Source organism: Stenotrophomonas sp. GD03930 (assembly GCF_029839665.1).
GTDB lineage: Bacteria > Pseudomonadota > Gammaproteobacteria > Xanthomonadales > Xanthomonadaceae > Stenotrophomonas > Stenotrophomonas forensis.
The window spans coordinates 1428467-1449202 of record NZ_JAOCAV010000001.1; the positions used below are offsets into that span (position 1 = coordinate 1428467).

The following is a 20736-nucleotide window of genomic DNA, read 5'->3' on the forward strand; positions in this document are numbered from 1 at the left end:
ACAGGTCATGTGGTTGGAGTGGGAATCGAACCCACGACAGACGGAATCAGGATCCGTTGCTCTGACCAAGCTGAGCTATCCAGTTGGGAACCGCGCGGAATCGAACCGCGTACCGGCGAACCGGTGCCTGCGTCCAGCAGGCGATCCAGGCGATGGCCTGTCCGCGACCTCCGGCATACGCCACGGCAACGCCGCGCGCACCAGCCCGTGGTGGAAACGGGACCGTTGGAAAATCGAGGGTGCAGGCCGCCGACATTATCGCGAGCGATAATGTTTGGGTGCGATGCAGATAATGTCCAGGCGTCGCCGTTCGCGCGAAGTAAATCCTTCGGCGGGGCGGAAAAACCTGGGTCAGTGAGCGGCGGGTTGCCGCGCGGGGTGCAGTTCTGGCATCGCGGGTCCTTGTGCCGACGCAAACGAAAACGCCCCCGGGACTTGCGTTCCGAGGGCGTCGTCAGGCCTCGGAGATCGGGGTGGCCGATCTCCGCAGGGCGGGTATCAGGCCGTTGTCAGCTGGACTTCCTTGCCGAACGCGCGCGCCAGCACGTCCATGCGCAGGCATGGCAGCAGTTTGGCGGTGGCGACGGAATGCGCGTTCAAGGGAAGTTTCCAGTGGTTGTTGAAACGAGGTGCGCACGATAAACCACGATTTAGTCGTGCGCAACCATTTTGTTCAATTATTTTCTTCGCTGTTGTGCGATGCCGGCCAGCGGCCGGCACTACACCTCAGCCCTCTTTGCTGGCGGCATCGAGTTGCGCGACATCCTGCAGGCTCAGCGACACGTTGGCCGCCGCCAGCAGGTCGTGCAGCTGCTCGACGCTGGTGGCGCTGACGATCGGCGCGGTGATCGACGGCCGCGCGATCTGCCAGGCCAGCGCGATCTGCGCGGCGCTGGCGTTGTGCTTGCTGGCCACGTCATCCAGTGCTTCCAGGATGCGCAGGCCGCGCGGGTTGAGGTAACGCTTCACCACGTTCTCGCCCCGCGCCGGGCTCTTGGCCGCATCGGCCGGTGTGCGGTACTTGCCGCTGAGGAAGCCACTGGCCAGCGCGTAGTAGCCGATCACGCCGATCTGCTCGCGCTGCACCAACGGTTCCAGCTCCTTCTCGTAGCCGGCGCGGTCGTACAGGTTGTACTCCGGCTGCAGGGTTTCGTAGCGCGGCAGCTTGTAGTCGGTGGACACCTTCAGCGCATCGGCCAGGCGCGTGGCGCTGTAGTTGGAGGCACCGATGGCGCGAACCTTGCCGGCTTCGATCAGGCGGCCGAACGCGGCCAGCGTGGCTTCCAGCGGCGTCGACTCGTCATCCTCGTGGGCCTGGTACAGGTCGATCACGTCGGTCTGCAGGCGGCGCAGCGAATCCTCGATGGCAGCATTGATGTTGTCCGGGGTCAGGCCGGGGCGCTCGGCCCACTTGGCCACCTTGGTCGCCAGCACCACCTTGTCGCGCTTGCCGCTGCGGGCAAACCATTTGCCGATCAGCGTTTCCGATTCGCCGCCGGCATTGCCCGGCACCCACGCCGAGTACACGTCGGCGGTGTCGACCAGGTTGAAGCCGGCGTCGACGAAGGCATCGAGCAGGGCGAAGCTGGCCTTCTCATCGGCGCTCCAGCCGAACACGTTGCCACCGAAGGCGAGCGGACGTACATGCAGGCCGGAACGGCCCAGTTCGCGGGTTGCCGTCATGGGCACGGACTCCTTGGGGGAAGTGCTCCAGAATAGAACGCGTTGTGTGACCGCGCTGCGGCGGCGACCACAAAACAGTGTTCCGCCGCACGCCTCCGGCTAACGTTTTGTGAACACCTGGGGCGCTGCGACTGCTAGTCTCGCCGCATCTTCCGCTGGAGTCGCCCCGATGATGCCTGCTTCGTCCCTGCGTGGTTGCCGCCTGCTGCTTGCCTCGGCCCTGCTCGCCGCTGTTCCCGCATTCGCCGCACCGGCCACGGTGGCGCCGGCGAAGATCCAGGTTTCTCCGGCCATCGATGCGGCGGTGAAGGCGCCCACCCGCGATGCCAACAACGTCAAGCGCGACACCTATCGCCATCCGGCGCAGACGCTGTCGTTCTTCAAGGTCGCGCCTGACAAGACCGTCATTGAGATCACCCCCGGCAATGGCTGGTACTCGGAAATCCTGGCGCCGCTGCTGCACGACAAGGGCCACTACGTTGCCGCCGTGGTCGATCCGATGGCGGTGCCCGAAGGCCGCGGCCGTGACTACCAGCAGCGCAGCCGCGACAGCCTGGAAAAGAAGTACGCCGCTGCACCGGCAGAGTTCGGCAAGACCGCCGTGGTCGCCTACGATCCGGCCAAGCCGGTGTTCGGCCCGGCCGGTTCAGCCGACGTGGTGCTGACCTTCCGCAACGTGCACAACTGGCGCAAGGCCGGCCAGGCGCAGGGCATGTTCCAGGGCTTCTTCAACGTGCTCAAGCCGGGTGGCGTGCTGGGCGTGGTCGAGCATCGCGCCAAGGCCGATGTGGCCGACGACGATGACACCGGCTACGTCGGCCAGCAGCAGGTGATTGCGATGGCCGAGGCGGCCGGCTTCAAGCTGGATGCACGCAGTGAGGTCAACGCCAACCCGCGTGACACCAAGGACCACCCGAACGGGGTGTGGACGCTGCCGCCGACCAACCAGCACGACAAGGCCGACGACGCGAAGTACCAGGCGATCGGCGAAAGCGACCGCATGACCCTGCGCTTCATCAAGCCGTAAGGCGGCACGCCGCATTGCCCGCGCGGAGTGCCCACCATGGAGCCGGGCCCATGCCCGGCTCACCGCGCGCGCCGGGGTTCAATCGCATTCAAGGACATGGACTGTTGAAGAAGATCCTTTACATCGCCGTCGCGGTACTGGTGCTGACGCGGCTGATCGATTTCGTGTTCTACGGCGGCCACGCCCACGACCTGGTCGGGACTGTTGGTTTCGGAGTGCTGTTCGCCGGCGTCCTGCTGGAGGATCGTGCACGCAGTGCCCGCCCGCCCTCCTCACGCCTGCGGCGCCGCGCCAACATCATCGCGGCGTGCGGCATCGCGCTGGTGCTGGGGTCGTTCCTGCTGGAATGGAAGGTGTTCGGCTGAGCCGGCGGTGATCGCGGCGGCGGCGCGGGAATGGGACAATGTCGTACCCGCCGCCTGCCGCACCCGCAATGCTGATTGCCTTCAACAAGCCCTTCAACGTGCTCTGCCAGTTCACCGACCGCAGCGTGCCGCCGCGGCCGACCCTGGCGGGATTCGGCCTGCCGCCGCGGGTGTATGCCGCCGGCCGCCTGGACCACGACAGCGAAGGCCTGCTGCTGCTGACCGACAACGGCACGCTGGCGCACAAGCTCACCGACCCGAAGCACAAGGCCGACAAGACCTACTGGGTGCAGGTGGAGGGAACGCCCAGCGACGAGCAGCTGCAGCAGCTGCGCGACGGCGTGCTGCTCAATGACGGGCCGACCCTTCCGGCGAAGATCGAACGCCTCGATCCAGCACCTTCGCTGTGGACACGTGATCCGCCCGTGCGCTTCCGCAAGACCGTGCCCGATGCGTGGCTGGCGATCACGATCCGCGAGGGCCGCAATCGCCAGGTGCGGCGGATGACCGCGGCGGTGAACCTGCCGACACTACGGCTGGTGCGGATGGCGATGGGGCCGTACCGGCTGGACGACCTGCAACCGGGGCAGTGGCGGCAGATCGGCTGAACACACCCGCAGAAACGGAAAAGGCCGGAGCGCCTCCCGTGGAAGCGGTCCGGCCCTGGCAACGCGCAATGCCTCAGGCGTCGCTGCCGATATCGCTATGCTCGTCAACCACGGTGGCATTGCGGCGGTCACGTGCGCTGATGCGCTGCGCCTGCCCATTCACCACGTGGCCATTGGCGGCCTTCTTCTTCTGCTGCTTGCGGTACAGCGCATAGCCCAGCAGGCCGACACCCACCGCGGCTGCGGCCACGGCCACTGCCGGGTTGCGGCGCACGAACTTGGTGGCGGCCTTGCCGCCGGTCTTCACTGCGCCGATGGCGGCACCGGTCTTGATCCAGTCCGCATTGCGCAGGCTGCCACCGGCGCTCTTCAGGCCATCGCCGGCGGTGTGGGCCAGCTCCAGGGCGCGCTCCAGGGCGCGGTCGGTGATTACAGTCAGCTTGCTCATGCGGGGGTCCTTTGCCTCGGGTCGAAGTCCAGTGTCGCGTGTTGCCCGTAAACGGTATGTCAGGTGGGGCGGTGCGTGGCGTGACTCCAGCGCAGCCATTCAGGATCAGGAAGGGTCTGCAGCCGGCACGACCGGTCAGGTCCCGCGCGGCTTGGCCCGGTGCGTCGCGGTGGCCGTCCATGGATCATCCGGCCACGGATGGCGCGGGTAACGGCCCTTCATTTCCTTCTTCACTTCGGCGTAGGTGTTTTCCCAGAAATTGCGCAGGTCCTGGGTGACCTGCAGTGGGCGGCCGCCAGGCGAGAGCAGGTGCAGGGTCAACGGCACGCGGCCATCGGCGATGCGTGGGGTGTCGGCCAGGCCGAACAGTTCCTGCAGTTTCACCGCCAGCACCGGCGGCAGCGGTTCGCCGTTCTCGCTGTCCAATGCATAGGTGATCGGCCGCTCCAGCCCGGAAGGCACGGTGATGCGGGTCGGCGCATGACGTTCAACCAGTTGCCGCTGCGACCACTCCAAGGGCGACTTCAGCGCCTCGCCGAAACTGGCCTCGTCCAGCGCATCCAGGCGGCTCTTTCCGGCGAACGCGGGTTGCAGCCACTGCGCGCGGTTGGCCAGCAGGGCGGCGTCGCTGCAATCGGGCAGTTCCAGTTCCGGCATCCAGCGCCGCAGCGATTCCACCCGTGCCTGCCACTGGCGCAGGCCTTCGGTCCACGGCAGCGCCTGTAGGCCGAGCTCGGCCACCGCGTCGGTCAGCGCTTGCGCAGCCTGCTGCGGATCGACACGGCCGGCCGAGCGGCTGTCCAGCACGATGCGGTCGAAACGGGTCTCGCGCAGCGCCACCAGGGCGCGACGCTCGCTGTCCCAGCGCACTACATCTTCGGTCACGAAGCGTTCCGGCCACGCCGTGCGCAGCTGGCCTTCATCCACCGGTGCAGCACGCAGCAGCAGCGCATCGCGCGCCTCGAAGCGCAGCTCGCTGGCTACCAGCCAGGGCTCGCCGCGCAGGCCGCTCAGTTCGTGCAGGCGTGCACTGCGGCCATTGGCCAGCAGGTAGCGCAGCGGATCGTTGGGGTGCTGGACGCCAATGCGGTCTGGGAAGGCATGCGCAAGCAGGTCACCCAGTTCATGCGCTTCGATGCTGGAGGGCGGGGTGGCCTCGCAGCGCAGGCGTCGGCGCCACTGCTTGGCGGCCACATCGATGGCGGCCAGCCCGCTGCGGTTGGCATCGCCCGGCGCACGGCCATTGCGGAACGCCGCCAGCGCCCGCCAGCGTGCCGCCAACGCGTCACCGCCCTGGCGCAGCGGATCGCGTGCCTCCAGCAGTGCGGCCAGATCGGCGGCCAGCGCCTGCGCACGTGCATCCGGCGCGGCCAGCAGCATCGCCGCCATGCGTGGATGCGTGCCCAGCGCCAGCACCCGGCGACCGAGCGCGGTGATCGCGCCGGACTCGGACAGCGCGCCCAGTCGTTGCAGCAGTTCGCGTGCCGCGCCCATCGGGCCAGCCGGCGGCGGGTCGAGGAAGCGCAGGTCGCTGCTGCCCCAGGCTGCCAGTTCCAGTGCCAGCCCGGCCAGTTCCACCTGGTCGATCTCGGCGCGACGCTGTGGTTCCAGCCGCTGCGACTGCGGCCACAGCCGCCAGGCCACGCCCTCGGCCACGCGCCCGGCACGGCCGGCGCGCTGGTCGGCCGAGGCCTGCGCAATGGCGACCACATCCAACCGGGTGAAGCCGCTGTTGGGGTCGTAGCGCGGTTCGCGTGCCTGGCCGCTGTCGATCACCACGCGCACACCGGGCAGGGTCACCGAGGATTCGGCCACGTTGGTGGCCAGCACCACGCGGCGGCGGCCATCGCTGGCGGCCTGCAGTACGCGCGCCTGCTGCTCCACCGGCAGTTCGCCGTGCAGGGCCAGCACCTCGATACCTGCATCGAGAGATTCCTGCAGGCCGGCCTGCACCCGCGCGATTTCGCGCTGGCCGGGCAGGAACACCAGCAGGTCACCGGGATGTTCTGCCAGCGCCTGCTGCACCGCACGGCGCACCTGCAGTTCCAGTGCTTCGTCGCGACGCGCCGGGAAATGGCTGATCGCCACCGGGTAGCTGCGGCCCTCGCTGCTCAAGCGCGGTGCATCGAGGAAGCGCGCCAGTCGCTCGCCATCCAGCGTGGCCGACATCACCACCAGGCGCAGGTCGTCGCGCAGCTGCGCCTGCACGTCCAGCGCCAGTGCCAGGCCTAGGTCACCACTGAGATGGCGTTCATGGAATTCATCGAACAGGATCGCACCGACGTCTTCCAGCATCGGGTCGTCCTGCAGCATGCGGGTCAGGATGCCTTCGGTGACGACCTCGATGCGGGTGCGCGCCGAGACCTTGTTCTCGAAGCGGATGCGGTAGCCGACCGTGCCGCCCACCTCTTCACCCAGCTGCCGCGCCATGAACAGCGCCGCGCTGCGTGCGGCCACCCGCCTCGGTTCCAGCAGGATGATCTTCCGCCCCTGCAGCCACGGCGCATCCAGCAGCGCCAGCGGCACCTGGGTGGTCTTGCCGGCGCCCGGCGGGGCTTCCAGCACCAGCCGCGGCTGTGCGGCCAGGTGCTGCTGGATCTGTGGCAGCAGTGGGGAGATCGGGAAGAGCGGGGCGTTCATGTGCAAAGGATAAGGGGCCACGACGGGCGCAGGTACAATGCGCGGGCACTTTTCTCCCGCGATGACCATGCACCTGATCGATATCGGCGCCAACCTGACCCACGACTCCTTCGACCGCGACCGTGACGCCGTGCTGGACCGCGCGCGCCAGGCCGGCGTGGTGCAGATGGTGATCACCGGCGCCAGCCGCGAGCACTCGCCGCTGGCCCTGCAGCTGGCGCAGCAGCATCCGGGTTTTCTGTATGCCACCGCCGGCGTGCACCCGCATCACGCGGTGGAGTACACCGAAGAGTGCGACGCCGAGATGCGCGCGCTGCATGCCCATCCGGAAGTAGTGGCGGTGGGCGAGTGCGGGCTGGACTACTTCCGTGATTTCTCGCCGCGCCCCGCCCAGCACCGCGCGTTCGAACGCCAGCTGCAGCTGGCCGCAGACAATGGAAAGCCATTGTTCCTGCACCAGCGCGACGCGCATGCCGATTTCATGGCGCAGATGAAGAACTTCGAGGGGCGCATCGGCCCCGCGGTGGTGCATTGCTTCACCGGCGAACGCGATGAACTGTTCGATTACCTGGACCAGGACTGGTACATCGGCATCACCGGCTGGTTGTGCGATGAGCGCCGGGGCGCGCACCTGCGCGAGCTGGTGAAGAACATCCCGGCCAACCGCCTGATGATCGAAACCGATGCACCATACCTGCTGCCGCGCACGCTGAAGCCGCTGCCCAAGGACCGCCGCAACGAACCGATGTTCCTCTCGCACATCGTGGAAGAACTGGCACGCGACCGAGGCGAAGACGTGGTGGTGACCGCCGCAAATGCCACCGCCGCCACGCGGGCTTTCTTCCGCCTGCCCGACGCCGGTTGATCGGGTGGTGCCGGCCGCTGGCCGGCAGCAGCATGAACGCCGCAAACATCGCGCGATTGCCGGCCAGCGGCCGGCACTACCGGAGCAGGTCGCGCAGGCCCTCACGGTAGCTGGGGAAGCGCGGCTCCCACCCCAGCGCTTCACGCGTGCCACGGCTGTCGATGCGCTTGTTGCCTTCGTAGAAGCGCCGCAGCGTCGGGCTCAGCGTTGGGTCGTCCCACGCCACGGCAGGCGGCATCGCAAACCCGCCCAGCTGCGCGGCGAAGGCCAGCACGTCCTGCGGCGGTGCCGGCTCGTCATCGGCCGGCAGGTACGTGGCGTGGGGCGTGGGCCGTTGCATCGCAGCGATGATCGCCGCCGCCAGGTCCTGCACGTGCAGCCGGTTGAACACCAGGCCAGGTCGCACCACATGGCGGGCACGTCCTTGCGCCAGCTGCAGCAGCGCATTGCGTCCAGGCCCATACAGGCCGGGCAGGCGCATCGCCGCCGACGCGATGCCGCGTTCCTCCGCAAGTGCACGCCATTGCGCTTCGGCGAGCCGGCGCTGCACGCCCGCGATCCCCGTGGCGTCCGCTATGCTGGTTTCGTCGATCCAGCCGCCGGCCCGGTCGGCGTACACCGAGGTCGACGACAGATAGCCAACCCAGCGCAGCGCAGGACTGGCCTGCAGTGCCGGCAGCAACAGGCGCAGTGCAGGATCGCCTTCAGCATCGGGTGGCACGCTGCACAACACGGCGTCGGCCTGTGCGACTTCGTCGAGCAGGGCCGGTGACAGCGGGGCATCGGCCCGCAGCTGAAGCCGGTGCACGCCGTCGTGCGGCGCCGACGCCGGATCGCGCACCGTGCCGGCCACGTGCACGCCCCGCGCCTGCAGCTGCGCGGCCAGCACGCGCCCGCTCCAGCCCAGCCCGAGGATCAGCACCCTGGTGGGCAAGGCACCCGCAGGCGAGGCGAGGCTCACGCGCTGCGCAGCGCCTGGTAGGCCTGCAGGCTGCTGTAGGCGACCTGCAGCAGCAGGGCTTCCTGGTCGGCCTTGCGTGCGCGCGCCAGCATGTCACCGACGATCTGTTCGGCTTCCACCTGCTGGCCGGCTTCCAGGTCGCGCAGCATCGATGCCTTCAGCGCTGAACCGGCCTGGGTCAAGGTGCCGCGCGCTGTCTCCTGCGCAGCATCGGGAACCGGCTCACCGGCCGCTTCGGCCACCGCCAGGCATTCGTCGTACAGGCCACGTACGATGGCCTGCCCATCATCGGTGGCAACGATGCTGCCGATATCCGCGCGCAGCAGGCAGGTGGCCGCGGCCAACGCGGTCAGGAAGGTGTACTTGATCCACTGCTCCTGGCCGATGTGCTCGCTGGCCAGATGCTCGAGGCTGGCCTGCGCACAGGCGGCGGCGAAGGCCTGCACGCGCGCGGAGATCGTGCCGCCATCACGCTCGCCGAACGTCAGCTTGGCCGGCTTGCCCAGATGCAGCACCGCGCCATCGGGCGCCTTGGTGGCGCTGATGAAGCAGAGGCCACCGAGTACCGCCTCGCGACCGAAGCGCGCGTCGAGTGCGTTGTAGTGATGCAGCCCATTGAGGATCGGCAGCACGGTGGTGTCTGCGCCCACCGCAGGGGCGATCGCGTCAATCGAGCTGTCCAGGTCGTAGGCCTTGCAGCTGAGGATGACCAGGTCGAACGGTCGTTGCGCGGCGAGCGCGGGCAGGGCATCGGCAGTGACATGCTGCACCGGGAAACTGGCATCGCCCAGCGGGCTGCGGATGACCAGTCCGTCGCGGTCCAGCTGGGCGGCGCGTGCTGGGCGGACCAGGAAGGTCACGTCCACGCCAGCCTGGGCCAGCCGACCGCCGAAGTAACCGCCGGTACCGCCGGCACCGAGAATCAGGATGCGCATTGCACGTTCACCGTTTCTGGGGGAATCAGGCCTGCGATTGTGCCGGAGATTGCAGGAAAAAAGAGCCGAGCATGGGCTCGGCTCTACGGGTAATGCCTTGTCCACGCAGGACGTGGATCCATCGTGTCGACCAAGGTCGACACCCACCAGGAGCGTGTCATGCCATCCAGAGAGGTTGCGGAGACATGCCATCCAGACAGATCGCAAAGAACTGTCGAAGGCGGGGTGGGTCCGGTTGCGGGGGCGTGAGCCGCATGGATGCGGCGACCGAGCTTACATGGACGTACTTGCAGCGCCCCCCGCAACCGGACCCACCCCGTCATCCCACGGATAGTCAGCTTTTGCCGTTGCCGTTGAAGTTGATTCGGCGGGTGCAGGGCCGCAGGCCCTGCGCGCAGAACTCAACTACGCATGCCCACGCCACGGCGCAGCAGCCACAGCGCCAGCGCCGTCAGCACCACCACGAAACCGATCATCAGCCCGTAGGCCATCGGCAGAGGAACGTCGCTGCTGCCCAGCAGGCCATAGCGGAACGCATTGACCATGTAGAAGATCGGATTCGCGTGCGTGGCCGCCTCGGCCCAGCCCGGCAGCAGTTTCACCGAATAGAACACGCCACCCAGATACGTCAGCGGGGTCAGGATGAAGGTCGGCACGATCGCCACGTCGTCGAACTTCTTCGCGTATACCGCGTTGATGAAGCCGGCCAGCGAGAAGATCGTCGCGCCCAGGATCACCGTGGTCAGCATCACGATCGGGTGCGGGATGCGCACCGGGGTGAAGAACATCGCGATGATCAGCACGATCACGCCCACCATCAGGCCGCGCAGCACGGCACCGGCTACGTAACCCCACAGGATCACCCAGTTCGGCATCGGGCTGACCAGCAGTTCCTCCACGTGGCGGCCGAACTTGGCGCCGAAGAACGAGGAGCTGATGTTGCCGTAGCTGTTCTGGATCACGCTCATCATCACCAGGCCCGGCACGATGAACTGCATGTAGGTGTAGCCGCCCATGTCACCCACGCGCGACCCGATCAGGTTGCCGAAGATCAGGAAGTACAGGGTCATGGTGATCGCCGGCGGCACCAGGGTCTGGCCCCAGATGCGCATGATGCGGGCGACTTCGCGGCGCACGATGGTCATCAGCGCGACGCGGTTGCGCTGGCCGTCGGTCAGCTCGGTGGTGCTCATGCGGAGGTCTCCAGGTTGCCGGTGAGGCGCACGAACAGCTCCTCCAGGCGATTGCTCTTGGTACGCATCGAACGCACGCGGATGCCGGCCTCGTTGAGCGTGGCGAACACACGGTTGAGGTCCATCGCGCGCGGCATGTCGATGTCCAGCGTATGCGGGTCCGGTGCGGTCAGGGTCGCGCCCTCGATCACCGGAAGCTGCGCGGGCAGCTCACCGTCGATGTCCAGCAGGAAGCCTTCCACGTCCAGTTTGGCCAGCAGGGCGCGCATCGGGCCCTGCTCGACGATCTGGCCGTGGTTGATGATCGCCAGGTGGCGGCACAGGTACTCGGCTTCTTCCAGGTAATGCGTGGTGAGGATGATCGTGGTGCCGGCCGCGTTGATCTCCTTGAGCACGCGCCACATGTCGCGGCGGATCTCGATGTCCACGCCGGCGGTCGGCTCGTCCAGGATCAGCAGGCGCGGGCGGGTCATCATCGCGCGCGCGATCATCAGCCGGCGCTTCATGCCGCCGGACAGCGTGCGGCTCATCACCTGGGCCTTCTCCCACAGGTGGGCCCGCTTCAGCTCCTCTTCGGCGCGCTGCTCCGCTTCCTCGCGCGGCACGCCATAGAAGCCGGCGTAGTTCACCAGGATGTCGAAGGGCTTCTCGAACAGGTTGAAGTTGATCTCCTGCGGCACCAGCCCGATCAGGCGCATGGTGGCGCTGCGGTTGCGCACCAGGTCGCTGCCGAACACCTCCACCTGGCCCTCGCTGAGGTTGACCAGGGAACTGATGATGCCGATCAGGGTCGACTTGCCGGCGCCGTTGGGGCCGAGCAGGGCGAAGAAGTCGCCCGGGGCCACTTCCAGGGAAACCCCCTTCAGGGCCTGGGTGCCGTTGTCGTAGGTCTTGCGCAGGTCGCGCACGCGCAGGGCGGGCGCCATATCGTTCTGGGATGCCAAGCTCGAAGCCTTCGCGCCCATGGGCTGGCGCTGGAGAGGGGGCGGGGAGGGGCTATTATAGAAGACCCCGAGGGCTTGCCCCGGCTACACACTGTCCCGAAAAGTCGTGCCTGTTCAATTCCCCCTCAAGCTGGTCGGCCGCCGCATGCTGGCCCCGACCGTCGGCCACTACCAGTTCGTGCGTGATGACGGACAGCCGCTGGATTTTCAGCCCGGCCAGTTCATCCAGGTCCATTTCAGCTACGCCGACGGCACCGAGACCAAGCGCAGTTATTCGCTGGCGACCATCCACGACCACGCGCTGGGCCCGGGCGAGGCGGTGGATATCGCGGTCAGCTTCGTGCCCGGCGGCGCCGCCACGGCCCTGTTCGAGGCACTGGAGGACGGTGGCCAGATCAGCGCGTCCGGCCCCTACGGCCGCTTCTGCCTGAATCCCGGTGACCACAACGGCCGCTACCTGCTGATCGCCACCGGCACCGGCGTCACCCCGTACCGCTCGATGCTGCCGCTGCTGGAAACGGCGATGGCCGAGCGCGGCGTGCAGATCGTGCTGCTGCAGGGCGCGCGCAGCCCCGGCGAACTGCTGTACAGCGAAGATTTCTACAGCTTCGCCGAAAAGCACCCGAACTTCCGTTATGTTCCGTGCCTGTCGCGCGAACTGCCGGCCGATCCGCATCCGGACGTGCAGCACGGTTACGTGCAGCAGGCGCTGGCTGGCTTCACCCCGGACCCGGCCACCGACATCGCCTACCTGTGCGGCAACCCGGACATGGTCGATGCCTGTGCCGAGCTGCTCAAGGCCGCCGGCCTGGGCAACCCGCAGATCCGCCGCGAGAAGTACGTCAGCAGCAAGTAAGTAAGGTAGTGCCGGCCGCTGGCCGGCAACCTCATGGCGCCTTGAAATGCCCACCGGAGGCGGCATCACGCCGCCCCCGGTGCCGTGACTCAGTACTCGATCCAGGCATCACGCCAGGCAGAGCCGGTGCCCGGACGGTAGGCCTCGGCATTGATGTTGCACCAGGCGCCTTCCGGGAACGGGCGGCAGGCGTACAGCTTGCCATCGGTGCCCTTCACCACGGTCTGGCCGGGGATGTAGCTGCCAATACCCGCCGGGTACACGAAGTCGTAGTCGCCCGGCGGCGGATCGACCGGATCCGGATCCGGCACCCGGGTATCGAGCTGGAACAGATGGCCTGGCGTCAGGTACACGCGGTTCTCGGTAGCCGATGCCACCGGCGTGATCACGCCATTCTTCAACACACCCACGCGGGCATGCTGGGCGCTGGCGTTGACCTTGCGGGCCAGGGCCAGCGGCCACTGCGTCGCGCCGGTCTGGCCGGCAGCCAGGGTGATTTCCGGGCGTTCGAGGTCGTTGCCGTTGCCATTGAACACGCGCAGGGTCAGGGTCGTGCCCACTTCCAGCGCGCCACGGGCGGTGACCGGGCCGGCGTCCTGCCACTGCGGGGGCGGGGTGACGCCGCCACCGTCTTCAAAGCGCACATCCATGCAGGTGTAGAACGCTTCGGTCGAATCGGAGCGCTGCCAGGTGTTGTAGATCACGTGCTGGCCGCTGCGCTTGGGCAACGGGCAGTCCAGCTTGTAGACGTCGCCGGAAATCGGCACGTTGCCCAGCGTGCAGAACTCCTGCAGGTCGGCCCAGCGCAGCGGGCTGCCCGGTTGCCAGCCTTCGCGGGTGACGAAGAACTTCCAGTCCCGGGTGGCGTGGGGTGCCGGCGCCTTGAATTCGAAGGTATAGCGACCGCGCGCGTCGGCACGGATCGGTGAGGTCTGCCAGTCAGTGCGGTTCAGGTCCAGCCCGCGGTACTTGCTGTTGCCACCGCTGCACAGCTCACCATCGGGCACCACGGCCTGGTGGTTGCCATTGGCGTCGGCCTGGTTGATGCCGGCCCAGTCGTAGAACGGCTGCGCGCCCCCGATGGCCTTGGCCGCCGCACAGGCTGGATTGGTCGGGTTTTCGGGGTTGCCCTGGTAACAGGAATAGACGCGGCTGGAGGGTTTGGACATGGTGCCGTGGGCGAACGCGCTGCCTGAAGCGGCTACGCCGGCGATCACGGACAGCGCGAGGACGGCCCGGTGGGACAGATGCATGGAGATCTCCTGTGGGTGGTGGAACCCGGTGAAGTCTCGGTATGCCGGCTGCCTGTATCCATCGGATTACTTTGAAAAAAAAGCTGCGTGATCTCGAGTGGGAACGGCTTCACGCTTGCAAGCCAGTGCGTTTCAAGATTTGCAGGGAACGGTGCTTCGGCACCGTTCCCTGCATCCGGTCTCAGTACGCGATCCACGCATCGCGCCAGGCCGCGCCCACGCCCGGCCGGTACGCCTCGGCATTGACGTTGCACCAGGCGCCTTCCGGGAACGGGCGGCAGGCATACAGCTTGCCGTCGCTGCCCTTCACCACGGTCTGGCCGGGCAGGTAGCTGCCGATGCCGGCGGGGTACACATGATCGAAATCGCCGCCCGGCGAGGGCGTGCCCGGGTCCGGTAGCTGGGTGTCGAGCTGGAAGCGGTTGCCGTTCTTCAGATACACCCGGTTGCCGGTGGCCGACGCAGCGGGTGTGATCACACCGTTGCTGAGCACGCCCACGCGCGCATGCTGCGCGCTGGCATTGACCTTGCGCGCCAGCGCCAATGGCCATTGCGCGGGCGCGGTCTGGCCACTGGCCAGCGTCGCCTCCACGCGCTCCACATCGTTGCCGTTGGCGTTGAACACCCGCAGGGCCAGGGTGGTTCCGACCGGCAGTTCGCCACGTGCGGTCACCGGGCCGGCATCCTGCCATTGCGGCACCGGCGTGGTGCCGCCGCCGTTGCCTTCAAAGCGCACGTCCATGCAGGTGTAGAACGCTTCGGTCGAATCCGAGCGCTGCCAGGTGTTGTAGATCACGTGCTGGCCGCTGCGCTGCGGCAGCGTGCACTGCAGCTTGTAGGTGCCATCGGCCGACAGCGGCGTGTTGCCCAGTGTGCAGAACTCCTGCAGGTCGGCCCAGCGCAGCGGGCTGCCCGGCTGCCAGCCGTCGCGGGTGACGAAGAAGCGCCAGTCACGCGTGGCGTGCGGCGCGGTCGCCTTGAACACGAAGGTGAACTTGCCGTTGGCATCGGGCTGGATCGGCGTGGTCTGCCAGTCGCTGCGGTCCAGATCCAGGCCGCGGAAGGTCGGGTTGTTGCCGCTGCACAGCTTGCCGTCGGGGACCACGGCCTGGTGGTTGCCGTTGGCGTTGGCCTGGTTGATGCCGTTCCAGTCGTAGAACGCCTGCGAACCGCCCACTGCCTTTGCGGCGGCGCAGGCCGGGTTGGTCGGGTTCTCCGGGTTGCCCTGGAAGCAGGCATAGACGCGGCTGACCGGCGTGGTCATGGTGCCGTGGGCGGACGCGGTGCCGGCCAGGGCCAGGCCTGCAGCAGCGAATGAGGTGGCCAGCAACAGCGGTGTGGATCGGAATGACATGGCGCATCCTTGTGGTCGTCGAAAGGGAGCGGTGACCGCAGGAACTGCGCTGCGCGGCGGACTTCCGGCGCCACCCCGGCGAGTATCGAGTCGCGCTGCAGGGTGTGGAACCCTGGACGCTCCGATCCGTGACTGCGCATGTGAAGCCCTTCCCGCAGGCTTCACGTGGGGCTGAACGGATGCGCTGGGCGTCACGCGATCGGCGTGGCGCCGATCACGTCGTGGAGGCCACGCTACGCGGCCTGTGCATCGATCCTGTCCGCCTGGCACGAGAAGCAGCCATGCGCGGCGTTGTGCAACTGCACGAACGCCACCGCCGCGTTGGCGAACAGCGCATCCAGCTGCGCGGCGACGTCGGTACCCGCACAGACCTGGGCACCGAGCATCAGCGCAGACCGGTCGTAGGCACGCACCGAGATCATCCGCCGCTGCACGTAGGGCGGCACCACGCCGGGTGGCAGCACGCACCGGGTCACGCCGCGCTGTACGAAGATCGGGCCGGACGCGTGATAGGGCGAGTGCAGGGGCAGATGGACATGCGACAGCAGGAGCAGTTCGCTGCCACTGGGCGGGTCGCTCAGGCTGATCCGGCAGGGATGGCCGCCGCCATCACCGGCCCAGCGGCGCTGGATGCCCAGCGCGGCAAGCGCAGTGTCGTTCTTCTCGAACAAGTGCTGGAAAGGGCGGTGGTCGAGGCCACCGAGGTACCACGCGTGCATGGGCAGCTCCTTGGTTTTCCGCGGATTCTGCGCGTGCATCGGTGGCATTGCTCGCCGTTTTCCGACCTCGCATCCACGCCAGGCCAAGCAACACCGCAGGCATCGCGCGGCAAGGCGCTAAGATGCGCGCGCCTGCCCCGGCCGACGAGCGCCGCATGTCCCTGGATTTTCCCACCATCACCGTGCTTGGCTTCCTGCTCTGCATCGGCATCGCCGTCGGCTTCTCGCTGCTGCTGATGGTGCTGCGCGGGCAACCGGTACTGCGGCAGTGGACCATCAGCCTGTGGCTGCTGACGCTGGGGGTGACCCTGCTGGCACTGCGGCCCTACCTGCCGCTGGCGCCTGCCGTGCTGGCCGGCAATGCAGCGGTGGCCGGCTGTGGCCTGATGATGCTGCGCGGGGTGGCGCTGCATTTGCAGCAGCCACTGCCGCTGTGGCGGCCGCTGCTGATGGCGGCGGCTTTCATGGCCTGCATCTTCGCGTTCCTGGTGCTCTGGCCGGACCTGCACATGCGCCTGCAGGTGTTCAGTGTGTTCGCACTGATCGTCGATGGCTGGATTGCCTGGCTGCTGCTGCGCCATGCACCGGCGCAGCAACGCACCAGCTGCCGGCTGGCGGCGGTGGTGTTCCTGGCCGAAGCCACGCTGTATGCCGTGCGCCTGTTCCTGCCGGTGGCGCCCGACGCCGGCGAGGACATCATGCGCACCGGCTCGCCGATGTTCGTCACCTACATTGCAGGGGTGATGCTGGAGCTGGCGCGCTGCTTCGCCATGGTGCTGCTGCTGGTCGAGCGCATGCTGGTCGACCTGCGGCACGCGGCGCGCACCGATGGCCTGACCGGCCTGCTCAACCGCAGCGCGGTACTGGCCGATGGCCAGGCGCAGTTGCAGCGCGTCCGTCAGCAGGGCCGCCCATTGGCGCTGTTGCTGGTCGATGTCGACCATTTCAAGCAGATCAACGACCGTTGGGGGCACCTGGCCGGTGACCAGGTGCTGCGCCACTTCTCTGCCGTGCTGCAGCACTGCACGCAGGGAAGGACGCACCTGCTGGGCCGCTATGGGGGCGAGGAATTCGTGCTGGTGCTGGCGGGCAGCACGTCGAGCGACGCCGTCATGCTGGCGGCGGTGATCCGCACCCGCTTGCAACGGCACCCGGCGGTGCTGGTGACGGGGCCGGTTGCGGTCACCGCCAGCGTGGGACTGGCCATGGACGAGGGCCAGGGTGACCTGTCCACGCTGCTGGCCGCCGCCGATGCGGCGCTGTACCAGGCCAAGGCCGCCGGGCGCGATCAGCTGGCCTGCGCACCGGCAGCGGCGATTTCGCCGTTTCCCATCGCCGTCGAGGCCGTGCCCGTGTAAGTTGGGTCACATCTTCCGCGGCAGCCCGTCGTGGTCGACAGGAACGCCTCCAGGGGAAACGAGCACGATGCAAAGACACCACCTCGCGCTGGCCGGAATGCTGGCCAGCCTGATGCTTGCCGGTTGCAGCCAGCCGCCGTCAGCCGACACCCAGGGCGCCAGCGACGCCCCAAGCCGCCGCTTCGGCGCCATCGATTTCCAGCCCTGCACGCTGTCCACCGAAGGTGCCAGCGCCAATGTCGAAGCCCAGTGCGCGACCCTGCAGGTGCCGGAGGACCGCGCCCACCCCGGCGGCCGCCAGATCGACCTGCGCATCGCCTGGCTGGAATCGGGCAGCAGCGGAGCCGGCCAGCCTGATCCGGTGTTCTTCCTGGCCGGTGGCCCCGGGCAGGCCGCCAGCGAAGTGGCGGTCATCGTCGACAGCGCGCTGCGCCAGGTGCGCAAGCAGCGCGACGTGTTCCTGATCGACCAGCGCGGTACCGGCGGTTCCAACCCGCTCAGCTGCCTCGGCGCGGATGGCAAGGAACTGCAGATGGACGAGGACGCGGCCCCCACCGAGGCCTCGCTGCGTGATTACGCGCAGCGCTGCGCAGCCTCGCTGCAGGGGCGCGCCGATGCACGCTTTTACACCACCGCCGAGGCCATCGCCGATCTGGACGCCGTACGCCAGGCGCTGGGCGTGGACAGGCTGAACCTGGTCGGTGGTTCCTACGGAACGCGCGTCGCCCAGCGCTACGCGATCGCCTATCCGCAGCACACCCGCAGCCTGGTCATCGATGGCGTGGTGCCCAACGACCTGGTGGTCGGCGGCGAGTTTGCCCGCACGTTCGACAACGCGATCACCCTGCAGTCGGCGCAGTGCCGCAAGGACGCCGTCTGCAGCAAGCGGTTCCCGGTCGATACCCGGGAACAGCTGCGCGCCGTGGCCGAGACCCTGCGGCGTGCGCCGGTCACGGTCGATTACCGCGATCCCGGCACCAATGCACCCCGCCAGGACGTGCTGTCTCCGGACAGCGTGGTCGGCCTGGCCTTCGCATTCTCCTACGTGCCCGAATATTCCTCGCTGCTGCCGCTGGTGCTGGATGAAGCGGCGCAGGGCCGATACGCACCGCTGGCCTCGCTGGTGCGCGGCGCGACCCGCAGCATGGATTTCCAGATCAACCGTGGCATGCAGTGGTCGGTGATCTGCAGCGAGGATGCGCCGCGCTTCCAGGCCCCGGCAGAGAGCGATGACGCCCTGTTCGGTGCCGAAGCGGCACGTGCGTTCTTCGCGGCCTGCCCGGTGTGGCCGCACCAGCCGGCACCGGCCGCGCTGACCGCGCCGCTGAAGTCGGACCTGCCGGTGCTGCTGCTCTCCGGTGAACTGGATCCGGTCACCCCGCCGCGCTATGCCGAACAGGTGCTCAAGGGCCTGCCCAATGGCCGTGCGCTGGTCGCCCGCGGGCAGGGCCATGGCACGCTCAACGCCGGCTGCATGCCGCGGCTGCTTGGCCAGTTCATCGACACCACCGATGCCAAGGCGCTCGATGCCAGCTGCCTGGATACGCTGAGCTACGTGCCGGCGTTCACCTCGTTCAACGGATGGACCCCATGATCGTCGCCGACAACCTGCACAAGGCCTTCGACACCCGCACCGGCCGCATCCAGGCGGTGTCCAACGTCGGTTTCCGTGCCGCCGATGGCCAGATCACCGGCCTGCTCGGCCCCAATGGCGCCGGCAAGACCACCACCATGCGCATGCTGTACACGCTGATGACACCCGACCAGGGCAGCATCAGCGTCGACGGCATCGACGCCGCCCGCGACCCGGTGGAAGTGCGGCGCCATCTTGGCGTGCTGCCCGATGCGCGCGGCGTCTACAAGCGCCTGACCGCGCGCGAGAACATCGCCTACTTCGGCGAGCTGCACGGCCTGTCCGCGCAGCGCATCCGCGAACGCATCGAAGTGCTGTCGCATGCACTGGACATGGGTGACATCCTCGACCGCCAGACCGATGGCTTCTCGCAGGGCCAGCGCACCAAGACCGCTATCGCCCGTGCGCTGGTGCACGACCCGCGCAACGTGATCCTCGATGAACCCACCAACGGCCTGGACGTGATGACCACGCGCGCGCTGCGCCGCTTTCTGCTGGGCCTGCGCGAGGAGGGCCGCTGCGTGATCCTGTCCAGCCACATCATGCAGGAGGTGGGCGCGCTGTGCGACCACATCGTGATCATCGCCAAGGGCACGGTGATGGCCGCCGGCAGCGCCGATGAACTGCGCGCGCAGTCCGGCGAATCCAACCTGGAAGACGCGTTCGTGAAACTGATCGGCAGCGAAGAGGGCCTGCACGCATGAGCATGATGTCGACCCTGATGACGGTGATGCGCAAGGAGCTGCGTGACCTGTCGCGCGACCGCCGCACACTGGCGCTGACCCTGCTGTTCGGCCCGCTGCTGTATCCGCTGCTGATCCTGGGCATGGGCAAGCTGTCTGAAAGCCGCGTGCGCACCCAGATCGAGCGGCCGCTGCAGATTCCTACCATCGGTGCCGAGCACGCACCGAACCTGGTGCGCTTCCTGGCCGCCCAGGGACTGAATGCCACTGCCGCGCCGAAGGACCTGGCCGAGGCCATCCGCTCGCAGGAGATCGATGTGGCGCTGCGCATCAGCCCGGAGTTCGGCCGCAACTGGGCCGACGGCAAGCCGGCGCTGGTGGAGGTGATCCGTGACAGCACGCGGCGTGCCGCCGAGGTGCCTACGGCACGCCTGCAGTCGGCATTGGCCACCTACAACGGCCAGGTCGGTGCGTTGCGGCTGATGGCGCGTGGCATCGACGCCCAGGTTGCACGGCCACTGGACATGGCCAGCCAGGACATGGCCAGTGCCGAAGCCAAGCGCGGCCTGATGCTGTCGGCACTGCTGCCGATCCTGTTGACCCTGACCTCGTTCCTGGGCGGCGCCTATCTGGTGATGGACACCACCGCCGGCGAGCGCGAGCGGCAGTCTCTTGAACCGCTGCTGGCCACGCCGGGGTCGCGCAGCGCCATCGTCAGCGGCAAGATCGCCGCCGCCTGCATGGTCGGCTTCGCGTCGCTGCTGCTGACCCTGATCGCGTTCAAGGTCAGTGCCCAGATCGCGCCGGGCAACATCGGCCGCCAGCTCAACATGAACATCATGGCGATGGTGCAGATGCTGCTGGTGATGCTGCCGATGCTGCTGATCGGCACCTCGCTGCTGACCTTCCTGGCCGCTGCGGCCAAGAGCATGAAGGAAGCCCAGAGCCACATGACCTGGCTGATGCTGTTGCCGATGCTGCCGGGTTACGCGCTGATCGCCTATCCGGTGAAAAGCCAGCTGTGGCAGTACGCGGTGCCGTTCCTGTCGCAGAACCAGATGTTGCTGAAGGTGATCCGCCACGAGACCATCACCCCCTCGGTGTGGGCGATCTACCTCGGCGCCAGCCTGGGCCTGGCCGCCGTGCTGTGGTTCGCCGCGGTTCGCCGCTACCACAACGAACGCCTGGCCATCTCCAGCTGAGCCGCAAAA

General features: G+C 67.8%; 19 protein-coding genes and 1 tRNA gene. 9 read left to right on the forward strand and 11 right to left on the reverse strand.

Annotation, left to right across the window (positions count from 1 at the left end):
• Window positions 1-10: 10 nt before the first annotated feature.
• Window positions 11-82 (reverse strand) — tRNA-Gln (locus tag N5C18_RS06380).
• A 644-nt stretch (window positions 83-726) separates the two neighbouring features.
• Window positions 727-1683, reverse strand: coding sequence for an aldo/keto reductase (locus tag N5C18_RS06385; RefSeq protein ID WP_053509307.1), 957 nt, complete (start codon window positions 1681-1683; stop codon window positions 727-729).
• A gap of 169 nt (window positions 1684-1852) precedes the next feature.
• Between N5C18_RS06385 and N5C18_RS06390 the strand changes: the two genes are divergently transcribed.
• The 3 genes from N5C18_RS06390 to N5C18_RS06400 all read left to right on the forward strand — a co-directional run bounded on the left by N5C18_RS06390 (window position 1853) and on the right by N5C18_RS06400 (window position 3683).
• A complete protein-coding gene (locus N5C18_RS06390; protein WP_279944082.1) occupies window positions 1853-2710 on the forward strand; it encodes a methyltransferase in 858 nt (285 codons plus the stop codon).
• Window positions 2711-2814: 104 nt separating this feature from the next.
• Complete coding sequence (locus N5C18_RS06395; protein ID WP_279944083.1) at window positions 2815-3075, forward strand: hypothetical protein; 261 nt, start codon at window positions 2815-2817, stop codon at window positions 3073-3075.
• 68 nt (window positions 3076-3143) lie between these two features.
• Window positions 3144-3683: a pseudouridine synthase gene (locus tag N5C18_RS06400; protein WP_053451402.1), complete on the forward strand. Its 540-nt coding sequence runs from the start codon at window positions 3144-3146 to the stop codon at window positions 3681-3683.
• Between the two features lie 73 nt (window positions 3684-3756).
• Here the strand turns inward: N5C18_RS06400 and N5C18_RS06405 are convergent, their stop codons facing one another.
• Both N5C18_RS06405 and hrpB read right to left on the reverse strand, forming a co-directional pair.
• The gene (locus tag N5C18_RS06405) at window positions 3757-4131 is read right to left on the reverse strand and encodes a hypothetical protein (RefSeq protein ID WP_008266133.1); all 375 of its coding nucleotides are present in this window, start codon (window positions 4129-4131) and stop codon (window positions 3757-3759) included.
• A 135-nt stretch (window positions 4132-4266) separates the two neighbouring features.
• A complete protein-coding gene (gene hrpB, locus N5C18_RS06410; protein WP_279944084.1) occupies window positions 4267-6771 on the reverse strand; it encodes an ATP-dependent helicase HrpB in 2505 nt (834 codons plus the stop codon).
• Window positions 6772-6838: 67 nt separating this feature from the next.
• Between hrpB and N5C18_RS06415 the strand changes: the two genes are divergently transcribed.
• The gene (locus tag N5C18_RS06415) at window positions 6839-7636 is read left to right on the forward strand and encodes a TatD family hydrolase (protein ID WP_053509358.1); all 798 of its coding nucleotides are present in this window, start codon (window positions 6839-6841) and stop codon (window positions 7634-7636) included.
• Between the two features lie 76 nt (window positions 7637-7712).
• On the opposite strand, the gene N5C18_RS06420 is transcribed toward N5C18_RS06415, so the two are convergent.
• The 4 genes from N5C18_RS06420 to N5C18_RS06435 form a co-directional block, all read right to left on the reverse strand.
• Window positions 7713-8597, reverse strand: coding sequence for an NAD-dependent epimerase/dehydratase family protein (locus tag N5C18_RS06420; RefSeq protein WP_279944085.1), 885 nt, complete (start codon window positions 8595-8597; stop codon window positions 7713-7715).
• Window positions 8594-9532, reverse strand: a complete 939-nt coding sequence (gene panE, locus N5C18_RS06425) for a 2-dehydropantoate 2-reductase (protein WP_164240771.1) — start codon at window positions 9530-9532, stop codon at window positions 8594-8596. Before panE ends, N5C18_RS06420 begins: the two co-directional genes overlap by 4 nt.
• A gap of 401 nt (window positions 9533-9933) precedes the next feature.
• Window positions 9934-10725 (reverse strand): ABC transporter permease, encoded by a 792-nt coding sequence (locus N5C18_RS06430; RefSeq protein ID WP_008267475.1) that lies wholly within the window; start codon window positions 10723-10725, stop codon window positions 9934-9936.
• Window positions 10722-11690, reverse strand: a complete 969-nt coding sequence (locus N5C18_RS06435; protein WP_019336751.1) for an ABC transporter ATP-binding protein — start codon at window positions 11688-11690, stop codon at window positions 10722-10724. The genes N5C18_RS06430 and N5C18_RS06435 overlap by 4 nt, the downstream gene beginning before the upstream one ends.
• A gap of 85 nt (window positions 11691-11775) precedes the next feature.
• Between N5C18_RS06435 and N5C18_RS06440 the strand changes: the two genes are divergently transcribed.
• The gene (locus N5C18_RS06440; protein WP_080376010.1) at window positions 11776-12525 is read left to right on the forward strand and encodes a ferredoxin--NADP reductase; all 750 of its coding nucleotides are present in this window, start codon (window positions 11776-11778) and stop codon (window positions 12523-12525) included.
• Window positions 12526-12614: 89 nt separating this feature from the next.
• Here N5C18_RS06440 and N5C18_RS06445 read toward each other — a convergent pair whose 3' ends face one another.
• The 3 genes from N5C18_RS06445 to N5C18_RS06455 all read right to left on the reverse strand — a co-directional run bounded on the left by N5C18_RS06445 (window position 12615) and on the right by N5C18_RS06455 (window position 15851).
• Entirely contained in the window at window positions 12615-13778 is a 1164-nt protein-coding gene (locus N5C18_RS06445) for a lytic polysaccharide monooxygenase (RefSeq protein WP_053511330.1), read from the reverse strand.
• Between the two features lie 181 nt (window positions 13779-13959).
• Window positions 13960-15132, reverse strand: a complete 1173-nt coding sequence (locus N5C18_RS06450; protein WP_053511329.1) for a lytic polysaccharide monooxygenase — start codon at window positions 15130-15132, stop codon at window positions 13960-13962.
• Between the two features lie 233 nt (window positions 15133-15365).
• Window positions 15366-15851 (reverse strand): DUF1203 domain-containing protein, encoded by a 486-nt coding sequence (locus N5C18_RS06455; protein ID WP_164242917.1) that lies wholly within the window; start codon window positions 15849-15851, stop codon window positions 15366-15368.
• 155 nt (window positions 15852-16006) lie between these two features.
• On the opposite strand from N5C18_RS06455, the gene N5C18_RS06460 reads away from it, so the two are divergent.
• The 4 genes from N5C18_RS06460 (at window position 16007) to N5C18_RS06475 (ending at window position 20727) form a co-directional block, all read left to right on the forward strand.
• Window positions 16007-17209, forward strand: coding sequence for a GGDEF domain-containing protein (locus N5C18_RS06460; RefSeq protein ID WP_053511332.1), 1203 nt, complete (start codon window positions 16007-16009; stop codon window positions 17207-17209).
• Between the two features lie 67 nt (window positions 17210-17276).
• Entirely contained in the window at window positions 17277-18803 is a 1527-nt protein-coding gene (locus tag N5C18_RS06465; protein ID WP_053511327.1) for an alpha/beta fold hydrolase, read from the forward strand.
• Window positions 18800-19546, forward strand: a complete 747-nt coding sequence (locus N5C18_RS06470) for an ATP-binding cassette domain-containing protein (RefSeq protein WP_040006902.1) — start codon at window positions 18800-18802, stop codon at window positions 19544-19546. Before N5C18_RS06465 ends, N5C18_RS06470 begins: the two co-directional genes overlap by 4 nt.
• On the forward strand, window positions 19543-20727 hold the full coding sequence (locus tag N5C18_RS06475; protein ID WP_279944088.1) for an ABC transporter permease: 1185 nt from the start codon (window positions 19543-19545) through the stop codon (window positions 20725-20727). Before N5C18_RS06470 ends, N5C18_RS06475 begins: the two co-directional genes overlap by 4 nt.
• Window positions 20728-20736: the final 9 nt, after the last annotated feature.